Genomic DNA, 15,998 nt, shown 5'->3' with positions numbered 1-15,998 from the left:
ACACAATGGAAAGAGCTATCACCATGGAGAGCACCGAATCAGCAATAAGCTGGCAAGCCTGGCTGAATGAACCCAATAAAGCGCCTGTATTCTTCATTCTCAATTCACTGGCTAAACCGAATCCTGTAGAACCATTTTACCGTCATGACTGGGTTGAGCAGGCATTTCCTCTGTATAGCGGCACCCCGATGCGCAATATGTTGAAACAGAGTCCGTGGTTGGTACAACCGAAGGCTAATCAATTAGTTCAGATAGGGGTAGTGCTGGATCGCCATGAGCTCAGTGACAACAGTTGGGGTTGGGCTTACCGCAGCCATACATTGTGGCAGGAACAGCTTAGGCACTGGCAGCAGCGACAATGGGTAATGATGAATGGCGAGCCGGTACTGTTTCGCATGATGGATGCACGGATATTGGGCACACTGGTGCCGGCTTTTACGCCCAGCGACTGGTCACTGATGTTGTCGCCTGTCACAGAACTGATGATAGACAGGCCGCAACCGATGCGGTTTTGCCGTCCCGAAGCGTGTAGAGAAGGTAACAGTGAAATTCCGTTTACATTGGGTGAGCATTTGCTGGCAGTCTGGCTGCAATCTCCTTATGGTCTGAAAGTGTTAACCAGTTCACTTTATAATGATTTATGGGAAAACCACGGAGAAATAGCGAGGCAATTGGATCAGCCTGAAGGCCGTTTGGAACAACAGATTGAACAATGGTTGCGGAAAAAAATTGAGGCAGGGCATCATGCTGAAAAAATATCCTGTCAGGATTATCTGCTAGCGATGGAACAAGAAAAAGAACAGGAGAAAGATTTATGAGTAATGCAAATTCAGTTTATTGCCCTAATTGTCCGAATATGCTGAAGAATAAGATAGAAATCCAGCTCGTTGACGAACATAATAAACCCATAACCAATATGCCTTATACATTAAAAAACAGCAAAACTACACGTACAGGGAAAACAGATGGGAATGGAATGATCAAGGAAGAGCAATTATTGGCTTCTCCTTTACGCTTATTTCTCAGTGGGCAAGAATTTGCCGATGAAATGGAAAAACGCCCACTGAGAACGAAGCGTAACGGCGAATACAAATATGCACACTCTAAGGATTCTATGTCCAAAATTTCAACCGTTTTTGCAGAAAGTCAAAAATTGGGCTGTCAATATTATTATGCAACGATTGGAGAACTGGTTGATAAAATGCCTGTTATTAAAGGATGGAAAAAAGAGATACCTCTTCCTAGTTGCCACTTTCCCAACAATGAACCAGTAGGTCTTGAAGTCATACCTTCCGCTTTCGATACTTATCGCTATGTGATTGAGGTTTGCCCATTCAGGGCATGGTCTTTATTATTGCATCATCAAAAAGATTATTCACTGGTTAACGCCTATAATTTTTCATTGATGAGCATATTAACTTATAGTGATGACAATAAGTACGCCACTGGCTCTATTGTGAATGTTTTTAATAACCAGATGCTTGATATTTCAAAACTTCCCTATAAGTTTAATGACCAATCTTTTACCCCGGTTGTTTATGATGTCCCATTCAGTGATCGTTATACTGAGGTCGTCTATATTGACTCAAATAAACAAGATGTCCCTCAGGGACATACTCAGCTTTTTTATGTGGCAAACAAGAATGAAGTTATTGTTGGATGGCGCGGCACTGAAATGACGGAAACAAAGGATATTCTCACAGATGGAATATTCCAGCCGCTAGAATTAAGCTGTACACCTAAAGGTGTATGTAGCGGTTTTAGCGAAAAAGGAAAAGTTCATAAAGGTTTTTGGGAAGCTTTTCATCTTGTCAAAGATATCCAAGTTCCTGATATAGAAAAAAGGAAAACAGTATTCGAACATGTTTTGGGATTAGCAAAAGTAAGAAAACTATTCGTCTGCGGTCATAGTTTGGGGGGGGCCCTCGCCTTGTTACATAGTGCACAACTCAAATCCTATAATCCTTGCCTCTATACCTACGGTATGCCACGTTTATTCACCCAAAGCGCAGTGCAGGAACTCACTGAAATTACTCATTATCGTCATGTTAATGAAGATGATTTTGTTCCATCTGTACCGTTTAACAAAGATATGGATAATATAGCTCTTCAAGCAGATTATAAATTTGTAGGATACGCAATCGAAGTATTTGATACTGCTATTGGAACATCATTAAGTACAGCTGGTGCTCTCACTGCAAAAAGTATTAAGTCACTCAGCCGTGATAACGAGCCCTTTTTACACCATGGTAAATTAGTTTATTTTTATGTTCTCCCTGATGCAGAATCAAAACTTTATTTACTTCCGGAGTTAAATGAAAAAACCAGAAAAGAGACTAAAGAATTTATTGAACAACAGACCAAAGTAGATAAATACAGAGAGCAAGAGATACGTTCATTTTTTCAGGGTGACGAAAATCCTACAGGTAAGCGTGGGACAGGTCTTCTTGACCATAGTAGCGCCTTATATGCTGAATATATTGATAAGAGATTACGAGAGCTGTGCACTCTTTCACCGGATGAAAAATTGCAAAGTAAGCAGGAAGATTTATCATTTCTTGAAAGTGAACCGCATTCGATTCGTGCAATATTTCAAAGAAAAAAAATCAGAGAATATTATTTCTTAAGAGAAATAGATAATCAATTGGCCACTACGTTGGACGTAACCCGAAAAAATGAAAGAGGCTTTGTTGCCTTACAACGTTATTCTAAATAAAGATAGGAATCGTAGAGAGTATGATAAAGTTGATGCCATTTATATTATTACCACTCACTTTGTGCCTAACAGGGTGTGATTTTTTATCTAATGCCATTTCGGACACTTGGCAAACTTATAAAGATAATTCTGAACCATTTTCACCTCCTGAAAAAAATCAATGGATCACAGTTGAAGGTGTTATTCCTCCGAATACTACTCCTATTTTGAAGAGAAGATATATTTCAAACAAATGTTTATCTACTCACAATACTGCTGGAGGAGCTGTTTATCATACCCCTAGGCATCAAGGGGATGATGTTAATATTTCAGTAAACCCCATAACGGGTTATTTTAAGGAAAAAATACCTCTTCAAGGGGGGGGGCTGGTGTCAATGGCACATCAATACTATTGTATTCGTTATTATGTATACTGACGTTAATCATTTAATAAAAGATGCTGTGCCCTACACTGGAACAGGTATAACGATTTATATCAATGAATCAGAAAAACCTAAGGAGATGAAAAAATTCACAAATTATATTAATTATAATCCAATTATTTATCCTTTTCTCCGAAAGGATTATGATACGCCAAATCAAATAGGATTATATGGAGAATCAGGTGGAACAACTTCGTTCGGATTAAATTTGATTCCTGGAAGTGAATGGAAAATTACCTACATGCCCACTTTGGATGAAACTAAAATGCCAAAAATAATTGTTTCAGAAAACCCTCCGGGAATATATCCTCGAGGAAATGCAAGAGTTGAATACCCAGATGGAAAAATAGATTTAGACAGGGATTCCATTGATTATTGGAAAATAAATAATACATCCCAATGGGAATAGTTATAAGTATCTATTAAAACCCCTCAACATCAGAACATTCCATGATTTATTTATAGTTTCTGATGTTGTGGTTGATATCAATCATTAATAACCAAATTTTTCATACATGAGGTTCAATATGACAAACAGAGCCGTTATTTTATTAAATGACACTACCGATCACGGTGGAAAAGTCATTACTGCTGTGGGGGGCTACACCTACAAAGGCATTCCGGTTGCTGGGGAATCAGATTTAGTTGAGTGCCCCAAATGCGAGGGCGTTTTTCCTATTGTCGAGGGCAGTGAAAATTTAAAGAGTCATGGAAAAGCGATCGCCGTAGAGGGGATGCAAACCGCTTGTGGTGCCAAACTGATCGCCAGCCAAAAAGAGTTTCTCGCTTAATAAAACCATACTGACGCACTGCGCTTGTCTTCTCCATGTTATCGGGCTAATACATTAGCCGATAACATGGAGAGCTGAAAAAAACAGGTGGTGATGAGTCCGTCATGTTTTAACTTGGTTAATCAACGGCTGAAATTCTTCACATTACCCCATCGCGTTTAAATCATCATGCACAAGAGCAACGGTACAAGGCACTTTCAGGACTGTCGCCTCAAGTACATCAGGAGTGGCTGCTATGACGTGATTGATCTCATCCATAAACTCCAGCAATTCTGGCTCCAGATCAGTTAGGGTAACCCCTTGTTGCAGCTGTTTTTCAACCAATTCGCAAATGGCTTTCAGTTTAGGAACACCGTTATAGCAACAACTGCCGTGCAGTTGGTGGACATGATGCAGAAAGTGTTTGCGGATTGCTTCACCATCGGTGGTTAAAGCCTGTTTAATCATTCCCTTCATGTCGGGCAATGATTTTACCAGCATTTCCAGCATCTCCCGCGCCAATGATTCTTTGCCGGCGGTTTGCTTTAACGCCATCTCCCAGTCAATAGCGTGTGGTTTTTTCCGGGGGCAATATTGATTCAGCAATACTTTCAGGCAGTTTTCATCCAAGGGCTTGGAAAGACAGTCAATAAACGGTGCATTCTTCGCCTCGTGGCAGGCAAAGGCTGTAACCGCCACAATCGGCGTCTCTTTATGCGGGGGCAATTGTCGGATCTGCTCAGAGGTTTGGATACCATCCATATCTGCCATCTGAATATCCATCAAAATCAGATCCAGCGAATGCTGTTTCGCTATTTCCAGCGCCTCCATGCCATTACTGCACAGAAAGGTATTTTCAACCAGTTCATGCAGCAGTGTACCGATCAATTTCAGGTTAGCGGAATTATCGTCTACTGCCATAACGGTCATGGGTAAACGCGATGATGCAGAACAGATTGGCCGATGTTCTGGCAATGACCCGAATGAATACGCCTCTTTTTCCAGCCAGATATCAAAGTAAAATACCGTCCCTTTAGCGACTTCACTGGTAAAGTCAATGTCTCCTTTCATTTCACTGACCAGTCGCTTAGTGATGCTTAATCCCAGTCCGGTTCCCCCATAATGGCGGGTAATGCTGGCATCTGCTTGATTGAAGGCCTGGAACAGAATCGGACGGTATTCGGGTTTGATACCGATACCTGTATCAGTCACGGTAAAATCGATCTGGACAAGATGGTGGTGGTGCTGGCGTAATTTGATATCCAGCGTGACAGAGCCTTTATCCGTGAATTTAATGGCATTACCAATCAGGTTAGTCAGTATTTGCTGTAAGCGAATAGGATCGCCAATCATCAAATTGGGTAACTTCTCATCAATATGGTGATGCAGGGGAAGATTTTTCGCGTTGGCAGCCGGTGTTAGCAGTTCGATAACTTCATTGACGGTATCCCTTAGCAAAAAAGGGACTTGATCCAATACCAGTTTATTGGATTCCAGCCGTGAGAAATCCAGAATATCATTGATGATTTTCAGTAGGTTATTGGCTGATCTGTCAATGACATACAGATACTCCATCTGCTGTGGTGTAATGGGAGTTTTTAACATCTGGCGGGTAAAGCCAATGACGCCATTAAGCGGCGTGCGTAATTCGTGGGACATATTGGCCAGAAATTCCGTTTTGATCCTGACTGCCTCTTGGGCACGTTTTTTAGCGATAGTCAGTTCAACATTCTGAATTTCTAACTGTTCCATCGTAATTTGCAGGTCGGAAGTGGCTTGATCGATATGAAGCTGCATCTCATCTTTGTATTTCGAGAGCGATTCTGCCACGGTGTTGATACCATTCTGGAGTGCGGATAACTCCCCAGGCATGGCGCCTGTTACACGGCTGTTCAGTTGTCCCTGCCGGATACGATCAACGGCTTCAACCATGCAGTTCAGGGGCTGGGTGACTTTGCGCACCAGCACATGGGCAAACAGTGCTGTTCCTCCAAGACACAGAATCAGCAGAACGATGGAGGTAGCAATCTCCTTGTATTGCTGGAGCTGGGCGGCGCGTAAGTCTAAATCAATAGCGATATAGCCAACCGGCAGCGCATCGCTGGTGGACGTGTTCCAGGGATTAGGGGAAGCGGTTTCTGAAATAATTGGCATCTTCAGGATGATACTGTTGCCGTATTCCGTTTTGGACAAGGTTGTGGGCAGGGCTTCGTTGGCAGTGAGCCTCAAGCGATTGACATCATACTTGTCATTCGAAATATCGAATAACTTGTTATGCTTATCAAAGATCGCAATTGCCCTGACAATTTCAGAGTTTCGGCGGTGCAGGCTGTTTATCAGTGCGTCAACTTGCTGGCAATTGTCCAGATTAATGCCAACCTCGCTGGCGATGGATAAGGGTTCAATAATGCTGATCCCACTGCGAACTATCAGGCTCTTTAACTCGTAATAGCGGTATGAGATAAATGATATACTCACAAGCGTTCCGACCAGTAAAACAGGAACCAATATCAGGCTCATCATACGGGTGCGTAGGCTATATTTGGTCATAAGCGTCCATTGTGGGAAAATCAGAACTCAATTTTTCAACGTCAGTCAGAATCATGGTGCAATTTTACTCCCCAAATCGTCGTTCCGTAAACCGGGGCATTATTTCCGTTACCGCAGATAACCTTGATGCACAAGGGCAAGGCATTGCTCGTCATCAGGGAAAAACTATTTTTATTGCAGGATTATTGCCGGGTGAGCAGGCACAAATCCAACTGACAGAAGAAAAACGGCAATTTGCTAAAGCTAAGGTCGTGAAAAGGCTCTCAGATAGCCCGCAGCGCGTAGCACCTCACTGCCCACATTTTAAAGTGTGCGGCGGGTGCCAACAACAACACGTTGCCACTGAGCTGCAAGTTAAAACTAAAGCCAGTGTACTGGAACACCTGATCCAACGGGAAACCGGAATTAGCATCAGTGCCGAATCCATCATTCGCAGCCCGGAATATGGCTACCGGCGCAGGGCCAGGCTCGGCCTGCAATATCACGCCAAACAACAGACATTGTTTATGGGATTTCGCCAGCGTCAGACCAACGATTTGGTGAATATTAAACGCTGTCCTGTTATGCGTCCTGAATTAGAACAATTATTGCAGCCGCTGTACCTGTGCCTGAATAGCCTGTATGCAGTAAAACGCTTAGGGCATGTGGAATTGGTTCTGGCTGAGAGTGGGCCACTCGTCGTGTTGCGCCATCTTGATCCACTTAAGCAGGAAGATCAGGAAACACTGCGTATTTTTTCGGTGCAGTACAATGTCGCTATTTATCTGCTTGGTGATGAAAAATCCCTTGAACCCTTGATGGAAGGGCAAACCGCACCGTGGTATCAGGTGAATGGATTGAAATTGGTGTTCAGCCCGCAAGATTTTATTCAGGTGAATGATGCCGTTAACCAACAAATGGTTGCACAGGCGTTGGCGTGGCTGGATTTACAATCAACAGACAGGGTATTGGATCTGTTTTGTGGCATGGGAAATTTTACCCTGCCGATCGCCACGAAAGTACAGGCAACCGTGGGTGTGGAAGGGGTTGCTGAACTGGTGGTGAGCGGGCAATATAACGCCCGGCTCAATAAACTTAATAACGTCGATTTTTTTTCATGAAAATCTGGAATCGGATATTCACCAACAGCCTTGGGCCGCACAAGGGTTCAATAAAGTGCTGCTGGACCCCGCCCGCGCTGGTGCGGCGGGTGTTATGGCACATATTGTAAAATTGGTCCCTGAAAAAGTGGTTTACGTTTCCTGTAACCCCACAACACTCGCGCGGGATAGCAAGGTCTTGTTGGAGGCGGGTTATCATCTTGTCAGTGTGCGGATGCTGGATATGTTTCCACACACAGGCCATCTAGAGTCTATGGCGCTGTTCAGCAGTGAGCCAATGGGTATCGAGTAGGGAGAAATTATGGTTGCGGTAAGAAGTGCGCATCTCACACCGGCAGGTGAATTTGCGGTCAATAAGTGGATCGCGAGTTTAAACATTACTAACCCACAATCCAGTGAAAAGTTGGTTGAAACCTGGCGATATTGTCACGAAAAAGTCCAGGGTCACCCTAATGCGGAGCTGTTGCTATGGCGCGGTGTGGAAATGGTGGAGATCCTGTCCACATTGAGCATGGATAATGACAGTATGCGTGCTGCGCTGCTTTTTCCCATCCTTAATGCCGGACTACTCGATAGCGAAACCGTGACAGAAACATTTGGCAAGGGCATCACGAATCTGGTGCATGGTGTATTGGACATGGATGCCATTCGCCAACTGAAAGCCACTCATACCGATGCGACTTGCTCGGTACAGGTCGATAATGTTCGCCGGATGCTGCTGGCGATGGTGGAAGATTTTCGTTGTGTGATTATCAAGCTGGCGGAACGCATTGCCCATTTGCGGGAAGTGAAAGAGGCCAGTGAAGATGAGCGGGTGCTGGCTGCCAAAGAGTGTTCCAATATCTATGCTCCGCTTGCCAACCGGCTGGGAATTGGGCAGCTCAAATGGGAGCTGGAAGATTTCTGTTTCCGCTACTTGCATCCCGATGAATATAAGAAAATTGCTAAGTTACTGCATGAGCGCCGAATTGATCGTGAACAGTATATCGAGAAATTTGTAACGACTTTGCGTAAATATATGCTGAAAGAGGGCGTCCGTGCTGAAATATACGGGCGTCCGAAGCACATTTACAGCATTTGGCGCAAAATGCAGAAAAAATCCCTCGCCTTTGATGAACTATTTGACGTGCGCGCTGTGCGGATTGTTGTCGAGCGTTTGCAGGATTGCTACGGAGCGCTGGGAATAGTGCACACTCACTATCGTCACTTGCCGGATGAATTCGACGATTACGTTGCCAACCCGAAACCGAATGGTTATCAATCGATTCATACCGTCGTCTTGGGACCGAATGGTAAAACGCTTGAGATCCAGATCCGTACTCGTCAGATGCATGATGATGCAGAACTTGGCGTCGCGGCGCATTGGAAATACAAAGAAGGCACTGCGATTGGTGGTAAATCCGATAGTTATGAAAGCCGTATTGCCTGGCTGCGGAAACTGATCGCATGGCAGGAAGAGATGGCGGATAGCGGCGAAATGCTGGATGAAGTGCGCAGTCAGGTGTTTGACGATCGCGTTTATGTCTTTACGCCAAAAGGAGATGTGATTGATTTGCCAATCGGCTCCACGCCGTTGGATTTTGCTTATCACATTCACAGTGATGTCGGCCATCGCTGCATTGGGGCAAAAATTGGCGGACGTATCGTACCATTCAGCTATCAGCTTCAGATGGGTGATCAGATTGAAATCATTACCCAGAAACAACCAAATCCAAGCCGTGACTGGTTAAATCCTAACCTTGGCTATGTGACGACCAGCCGTGGCCGCGCCAAAATCCACAATTGGTTCCGTAAGCAAGATCGTGACAAAAACATCATTGCCGGCCGCCAGATGCTGGACAATGAACTGGCCCATCTGGGGATCACGGTCAAGGAAGCAGAGAAAGAGCTGATTGCCCGTTATAATGTCCACACGTTGGAAGAAGTGTTGGCGGGCATTGGCGTTGGTGATATCCGCATTCACCAGTTAGTGAATTTCCTGCAAAGCAAATTCAATAAAATTACGGCGGAAGAAGAAGATCGCGAAGCGCTTCGCAATCTGGAGAACAAAACCTATACGCCCCGTAATACCAGCAAAAATAATGGCCGTATTGTCGTGGAAGGGGTAGGTAACTTAATGCACCACATTGCCCGTTGTTGCCAGCCTATCCCCGGTGATGAAATTATTGGATTTATTACACGCGGGCGAGGGATCTCCATCCACCGTGCTGATTGTGATCAGTTGGCGGAACTCGAAGCCAGTTCACCGGAAAGGATAGTCGATGCCGTGTGGGGGGAGAGTTATTCCAGCGGCTATTCACTGGTGGTACGCGTTGTTGCCAATGACCGCAGTGGATTATTGCGTGACATCACGACCATCCTCGCCAATGAGAAAATTAATGTGTTGGGCGTCAGCAGCCGTAGTGATGTTAAGCAACAGCTTGCCACCATTGATATGAACATTGAAATTTATAACTTGCAAGTGCTTGGGCGGGTATTGGCGAAGCTCAATCAGTTGTCTGATGTGATTGAAGCCAGACGCTTGCACGGTCATTGATTAAGACATGGATTAAGATGAAACCGAATGCTATTGAACGACTGAAGGGAATAATGGCGCAGTTGCGCCATCCCCAGGATGGCTGTCCTTGGGACAAAGTACAAACCTCTGCCACGATTGCCCCTTATACTCTGGAAGAAACTTATGAAGTGCTTGATGCGATTGAGCGCAATGATGTCAGCGCCCTAAAAGAAGAGCTGGGGGATCTGCTGTTTCATATCGTATTTTATGCCCAAATGGCGCAGGAACAGCAACAGTTCGAGTTTGACGATATCTGTGAGGCGGTGTGTGACAAACTGGAGCGCCGCCATCCCCATATCTTCAATCAACAAGCCGGTATCAGCGGCGAAGAGGCGATAGGCAGTTGGGAACAACGCAAAGCCGCAGAACGGGCTGAAAAAGATCAGCATTCGGTGCTGGATGATATTCCCGCCAGTCTGCCGGCCTTGATGAAGGCTTATAAGATCCAGAAACGTTGCGCTTCGGTCGGGTTTGATTGGGATACTCTTGGTCCTGTGCTGGACAAAGTCTATGAAGAAATTGATGAAGTCATGGACGAAGCGAAGCAGGCGGTGGTTGATAAAGATCGACTGGAAGAAGAGTTGGGAGATTTACTGTTTTCGGTGGTTAATTTATCCCGTCATTTGGGGCATAAGCCGGAGATTGCACTACAAAAAGCCTGCCGGAAATTCGAAAACCGTTTCCGTCATGTCGAAAAATTGATCCTCGACAAAGGATTGTCACTGGAAACGGCTACATTAGATGAAATGGAAGCGATGTGGCAGCGAGTGAAAAGTCAGAAGGGATAGCGAAGAAGATGGAAATAGCGAAAAGGAAGTCGCTTAAACGGCTGAATAACCTGCGGCGGATGAAAAAATTTCATACCAATAACTTAATGAATTTAAAGAGAAAGAAGGGTATTTGTTTCGCCGTGCTGCTATTTATGTGGCATCTTACCCCGTTTAGATGGTTTGTAGCGAAATTAAGGTTAGGGTATACTGCTTTCCCGTCCTGTTATATTCATCATCCTTTTAAACCTAAACTTTCAGGTTCAGCATGAAAACTAATTATATTTTTGTGACCGGCGGGGTCGTATCCTCTCTGGGTAAAGGCATTGCCGCAGCCTCTTTGGCGGCTATACTCGAAGCCCGTGGACTCAATGTCACCATTATGAAACTGGACCCGTATATCAACGTCGATCCAGGCACAATGAGTCCAACCCAACACGGGGAAGTTTTCGTTACCGAAGACGGCGCTGAAACTGATCTTGATTTAGGTCATTACGAACGTTTCATCCGAACCAAAATGACACGCCGCAATAACTTCACAACAGGCCGTGTCTATTCTGAAGTGCTGCGCAAAGAACGCCGTGGCGATTATTTGGGGGCAACCATTCAGGTTATTCCTCACATCACCAATGAAATCAAAGACCGTATCATCCGTGGCGCAGAAGGCCATGATGTTGTGTTGGTGGAAATCGGTGGTACTGTCGGTGATATCGAATCCTTGCCATTCCTTGAAGCTATTCGTCAGATGGCGGTGGAAGTCGGTCGTGAAAACACGCTGTTCATGCACCTGACGCTGGTGCCTTATATGGCCGCCGCGGGTGAAGTGAAAACGAAGCCGACCCAGCATTCCGTGAAAGAATTACTGTCGATTGGTATCCAACCGGACGTATTAATCTGCCGTTCAGACCGCGTTATTCCGTCCAATGAGCGTGCAAAAATTGCGCTGTTCTGTAACGTTCCAGAGAAAGCGGTTATCTCTTTAAAAGATGTTGATTCCATTTATAAAATTCCAGCCCTCTTGAAATCTCAGGGCTTAGATGATTATATTTGTAAACGATTCAGCCTCGAATGCCAGGAAGCGGATCTGTCCGAATGGGAACAGGTCATTTATGAAGAAGCCAACCCATCGGGTGAAGTGACCATTGGGATGGTGGGCAAATACGTTGAACTGCCTGATGCGTATAAATCAGTGATTGAAGCGCTGAAACATGGTGGGCTGAAAAATCGCCTGACAGTCAATATCAAGCTGATCGATTCACAGGATGTTGAAACGCGCGGTGTTGGCGTATTGAAAGGTCTGGATGCGATTTTGGTCCCCGGTGGCTTTGGTGGCCGTGGTATCGAAGGTAAGATCATGACCGCACGTTATGCCCGTGAAAACAAAATTCCCTATCTGGGCATCTGTTTGGGTATGCAAGTGGCTCTGATTGAATTCGCTCGCAATGTTGCGGGAATGGCAGGGGCTAACTCCACTGAATTCGATCCTGAATGTAAGTTACCGGTTGTTGCTCTGATCACCGAATGGCGTGATGAGAACGGCAACGTAGAAGTACGTAGCGAAGAGAGCGATCTCGGCGGGACGATGCGCGTTGGTGGCCAATTGTGCCGTCTGACTGAAAACAGTCTGGTACATAAACTTTATGGTCAGAATGACATTGTTGAACGTCATCGCCATCGTTATGAAGTGAATAATTTGCTGTTGAAACGCATTGAAGATGCAGGTTTGCGCATTGCTGGCCATTCAATCGACAACAAACTGGTGGAAATCATCGAGAACCCAGCGCATCCGTGGTTCGTGGCGTGTCAGTTCCATCCGGAATTCACTTCAACGCCCCGCGATGGTCATCCGCTATTTGCCGGCTTTGTCGAAGCTGCCGGCAAATATCAGAAAGGCCAGTTGAAATAAGATATGGGGCAATGGATTGAAATTAAGCTAATTTGCTTTTAAGGGCATCACTATTTAAGGAAATAGTTTTATTTTTAATCCGTTGCCCGTAATTTAACTTGTACTGAGGAAAACCTAATGTCCAAAATCGTTAAAGTGCTTGGCCGTGAAATCATCGACTCCCGTGGTAACCCAACGGTAGAAGCAGAAGTACACCTGGAAGGGGGCTTTGTTGGTCTGGCTGCTGCGCCATCAGGTGCATCAACCGGTTCCCGCGAAGCGCTGGAGCTGCGTGATGGCGATAAATCTCGTTTCATGGGGAAAGGTGTACTAAAAGCCGTTTCTGCGGTTAACGGCCCAATTGCACAGGCTCTGGTTGGTCAGGATGCGAAAGATCAGGTTAACATCGACAAGATCATGATCGAGCTGGATGGTACTGAAAACAAATCTAACTTCGGTGCTAACGCGATTTTGGCTGTTTCTCTTGCGAACTCCAAAGCCGCAGCCGCAGCTAAAGGTATGCCTCTCTACGAGCACATCGCTGAGTTGAACGGCACTCCGGGGAAATTCTCCATGCCTCTGCCAATGATGAATATCATCAACGGTGGTGAGCACGCAGATAATAACGTCGATATTCAAGAATTCATGATCCAGCCGATTGGCGCAAGCACACTGAAAGAAGCTGTACGTATGGGTTCCGAAGTATTCCACAATCTGGCAAAAGTGCTGAAAGCTAAAGGCATGAACACTGCGGTGGGTGATGAAGGTGGCTATGCGCCAAACCTGGAATCTAACGCCGCAGCGCTGGCGGCAATCAAAGAAGCGATTGAGAAAGCGGGTTACGTACTGGGTAAAGATATTACGCTGGCGATGGACTGTGCAGCTTCTGAATTCTATAACGAAGAAACGGGTAACTATGAACTGAAAGGCGAAGGCAAGACTTTTACCTCTCAGGAATTCACCCATTATCTGGAAGGATTGACCAAAGAGTACCCAATTGTTTCCATCGAAGATGGCCTGAACGAATCTGATTGGGAAGGTTTTGCTTACCAGACTAAAGTGTTGGGTGACAAAATCCAGTTGGTTGGTGACGATCTGTTCGTAACTAACACCAAGATCCTGAAAGAAGGTATCGAAAAAGGTATTGCAAACTCCATCCTGATCAAGTTCAACCAGATCGGTTCGTTGACTGAAACTCTGGCTGCCATCAAGATGGCAAAAGAGGCAGGTTACACTGCGGTCATTTCTCACCGTTCCGGTGAAACTGAAGATGCAACTATTGCTGATCTGGCGGTGGGTACTGCTGCGGGTCAAATCAAAACGGGTTCTATGAGCCGTTCTGACCGTGTTGCTAAATACAACCAGTTGATCCGTATCGAAGAAGCACTGGGTAATCGTGCTCCTTTCAACGGTCTGAAAGAAGTGAAAGGCCAGGCATAATTGTCGGTTTTTTCCTTTAAAAAATAAAAATTATTTATGTTTTGGCGGAAGGGAGTCGTCTCTTTCGCCTTCTTATTGAAAGAAAATTTTATTTTTTATGCCGGTACTTATCTTAAGTGCAGGATGAAAGTGTGATATAACAACAGAAATTCAGTTCTTTTTTTTGAACAATAATGCAGTGGCCAGACAAATCCCGCGTAGCAGATCCCAAAATTATACAACTCGTATTTTATTCCTTGTTAATACTCCTTATTATTTCATTTGTAATGTAATTCTTTAACATTTGTGACAATGATTCATCAATTATTCTTTTTACATTACAGAGTTATGTTTCATTGTTTTATGGAGTCTTCATGGACGCTTCTGAATCTTTAACCCCAGCGATTGGGCCTACACCCTCAAATAAAAGAGGCTTAATTATTCTCGCGCTGGACATCATTTTGCTTGTGATATTGCTTAAGTTTTTGCCCTATGGGGAAAAAGCAAATACGGGCTTGGCATTAATGGTATTTGTTGGCGTGTTATGGTTAACGGAAGCCATTCATGTCACCATTACTGCGCTGTGTATTCCTATTCTGGCGGTCGGCATGGGATTGATGAATACCGGCGATGCACTGAAATCTTTTGCCAACCCGATAATCTTTTTGTTCTTCGGTGGCTTTGCACTGGCAACAGCGCTACATATCCAAGGCTTGGACAGATTAATCGCTAATCGTCTGTTGATGATTGCCCGTGGGCGTTTATCTGTGGCGGTATTGCTGATATTTGGTATTACTGCCCTGCTTTCTATGTGGATAAGCAACACGGCAACTGCTGCCATGATGTTACCACTGATCCTCGGTATTCTGGCGAATCTGGATGTACGTACTGAGCGCAATACCTTTGTTTTTGTGTTGCTTGGTGTTGCCTATAGCGCCAGCATCGGTGGCTTGGGGACATTGGTAGGTAGCCCACCCAATGCTATCGCTGCCGCACAATTAGGTATGGATTTCTTTACATGGATGAAATACGGCGTACCAATGGTCATTGTTCTTATGCCAGTCATGATTGGGGTGATGTACCTCATGTTACGCCCAAATTTGAACCACAAATTTGATCTGGAATTGGAGCACCTGGAATGGAATGGTAAGCGTGTTATTGCCATGGGCATTTTCCTGCTAACCGTAGTGTGCTGGATTTTCAGTTCATTGATTAGTGATGCACTCGGCGGTGTCAAAGATCTGGATACGATTATTGCAGTGAGTGCCGCTATCCTGATTGGTATCACTGGGGTATCAACATGGTCGCAGATTCAAAATAACACTGAATGGGGCGTATTGATGCTGTTCGGTGGTGGTCTGACGTTGAGTGCCGTTTTGAAAAATTCCGGTGCCAGTGAAGTTATGGCAAATGGGATGGCGGAGGCTTTCGGTGCCAGCCCTTGGTTTGTGATCATCATTGCGATTGCTACGTTTATTATCTTCCTGACAGAATTTACCAGTAATACTGCAAGCGCCGCGCTACTTGTACCTATTTTTGCCACAGTTGCAGAAGCGCTGGGAATGCCGATTATGGTTTTGACCATGATAATTGGTATCGGGGCATCCTGTGCATTTATGCTACCTGTTGCAACACCCCCTAACGCGATTGTTTATGGCACCGGCTATATCAAACAAGTTGAAATGGTCAGAGTAGGCATAGTGCTGAATTTGGTATGTATTGCCATTATTTCTGCGATTGCCTGGTTTTTCTGGTTGTAATTCCTTCTGACTCTTAATGTTTAAATAAGCCATGCTCAAAATCGCCACCCTT

Annotated in this window: 11 protein-coding genes and 1 pseudogene; 11 read left to right on the top strand and 1 reads right to left on the bottom strand. The window is 44.9% G+C overall.

The genetic code is table 11. The features are described 5' to 3' along the window. Positions 1-5: 5 nt before the first annotated feature. From PXH59_RS11295 to PXH59_RS11275, 5 genes are all read left to right on the top strand, one after another. On the top strand, positions 6-818 hold the full coding sequence (locus tag PXH59_RS11295) for a DUF4123 domain-containing protein (protein WP_285808393.1): 813 nt from the start codon (positions 6-8) through the stop codon (positions 816-818). Further along, positions 815-2,716, top strand: a complete 1,902-nt coding sequence (locus PXH59_RS11290; protein WP_285808392.1) for a lipase family protein — start codon at positions 815-817, stop codon at positions 2,714-2,716. The genes PXH59_RS11295 and PXH59_RS11290 overlap by 4 nt, the downstream gene beginning before the upstream one ends. Before the next feature lie 20 nt (positions 2,717-2,736). Next, complete coding sequence (locus PXH59_RS11285; RefSeq protein WP_285808391.1) at positions 2,737-3,132, top strand: hypothetical protein; 396 nt, start codon at positions 2,737-2,739, stop codon at positions 3,130-3,132. Continuing rightward, complete coding sequence (locus PXH59_RS11280) at positions 3,122-3,547, top strand: hypothetical protein (RefSeq protein ID WP_285808389.1); 426 nt, start codon at positions 3,122-3,124, stop codon at positions 3,545-3,547. The genes PXH59_RS11285 and PXH59_RS11280 overlap by 11 nt, the downstream gene beginning before the upstream one ends. A 118-nt stretch (positions 3,548-3,665) precedes the next feature. Then, entirely contained in the window at positions 3,666-3,929 is a 264-nt protein-coding gene (locus PXH59_RS11275) for a PAAR domain-containing protein (protein ID WP_285808387.1), read from the top strand. A 144-nt stretch (positions 3,930-4,073) separates the two neighbouring features. Here PXH59_RS11275 and PXH59_RS11270 read toward each other — a convergent pair whose 3' ends face one another. Beyond that, complete coding sequence (locus tag PXH59_RS11270) at positions 4,074-6,458, bottom strand: ATP-binding protein (RefSeq protein WP_285808386.1); 2,385 nt, start codon at positions 6,456-6,458, stop codon at positions 4,074-4,076. Between the two features lie 53 nt (positions 6,459-6,511). Between PXH59_RS11270 and rlmD the strand changes: the two are divergent. The 6 genes and pseudogenes from rlmD to PXH59_RS11240 all read left to right on the top strand — a co-directional run bounded on the left by rlmD (position 6,512) and on the right by PXH59_RS11240 (position 15,946). Next, a pseudogene (gene rlmD / locus PXH59_RS11265) lies at positions 6,512-7,850 on the top strand (23S rRNA (uracil(1939)-C(5))-methyltransferase RlmD). Between the two features lie 9 nt (positions 7,851-7,859). Further along, positions 7,860-10,094: a GTP diphosphokinase gene (gene relA, locus PXH59_RS11260; RefSeq protein WP_285808385.1), complete on the top strand. Its 2,235-nt coding sequence runs from the start codon at positions 7,860-7,862 to the stop codon at positions 10,092-10,094. 17 nt (positions 10,095-10,111) lie between these two features. Then, on the top strand, positions 10,112-10,903 hold the full coding sequence (mazG, locus tag PXH59_RS11255; RefSeq protein ID WP_285808384.1) for a nucleoside triphosphate pyrophosphohydrolase: 792 nt from the start codon (positions 10,112-10,114) through the stop codon (positions 10,901-10,903). A gap of 247 nt (positions 10,904-11,150) precedes the next feature. Beyond that, positions 11,151-12,788, top strand: a complete 1,638-nt coding sequence (pyrG, locus tag PXH59_RS11250) for a glutamine hydrolyzing CTP synthase (protein ID WP_285808383.1) — start codon at positions 11,151-11,153, stop codon at positions 12,786-12,788. Between the two features lie 117 nt (positions 12,789-12,905). Then, positions 12,906-14,207 (top strand): phosphopyruvate hydratase, encoded by a 1,302-nt coding sequence (gene eno, locus PXH59_RS11245; protein ID WP_047767615.1) that lies wholly within the window; start codon positions 12,906-12,908, stop codon positions 14,205-14,207. 353 nt (positions 14,208-14,560) lie between these two features. Then, entirely contained in the window at positions 14,561-15,946 is a 1,386-nt protein-coding gene (locus PXH59_RS11240; protein WP_047767617.1) for an SLC13 family permease, read from the top strand. Positions 15,947-15,998: the final 52 nt, after the last annotated feature.

This window comes from Xenorhabdus bakwenae (genome assembly GCF_030272115.1).
Classification (GTDB): Bacteria; Pseudomonadota; Gammaproteobacteria; order Enterobacterales; family Enterobacteriaceae; genus Xenorhabdus; species Xenorhabdus bakwenae.
Note: the sequence above shows the minus strand (reverse complement) of the source record. Positions and strands in the feature narration are given on the sequence as shown.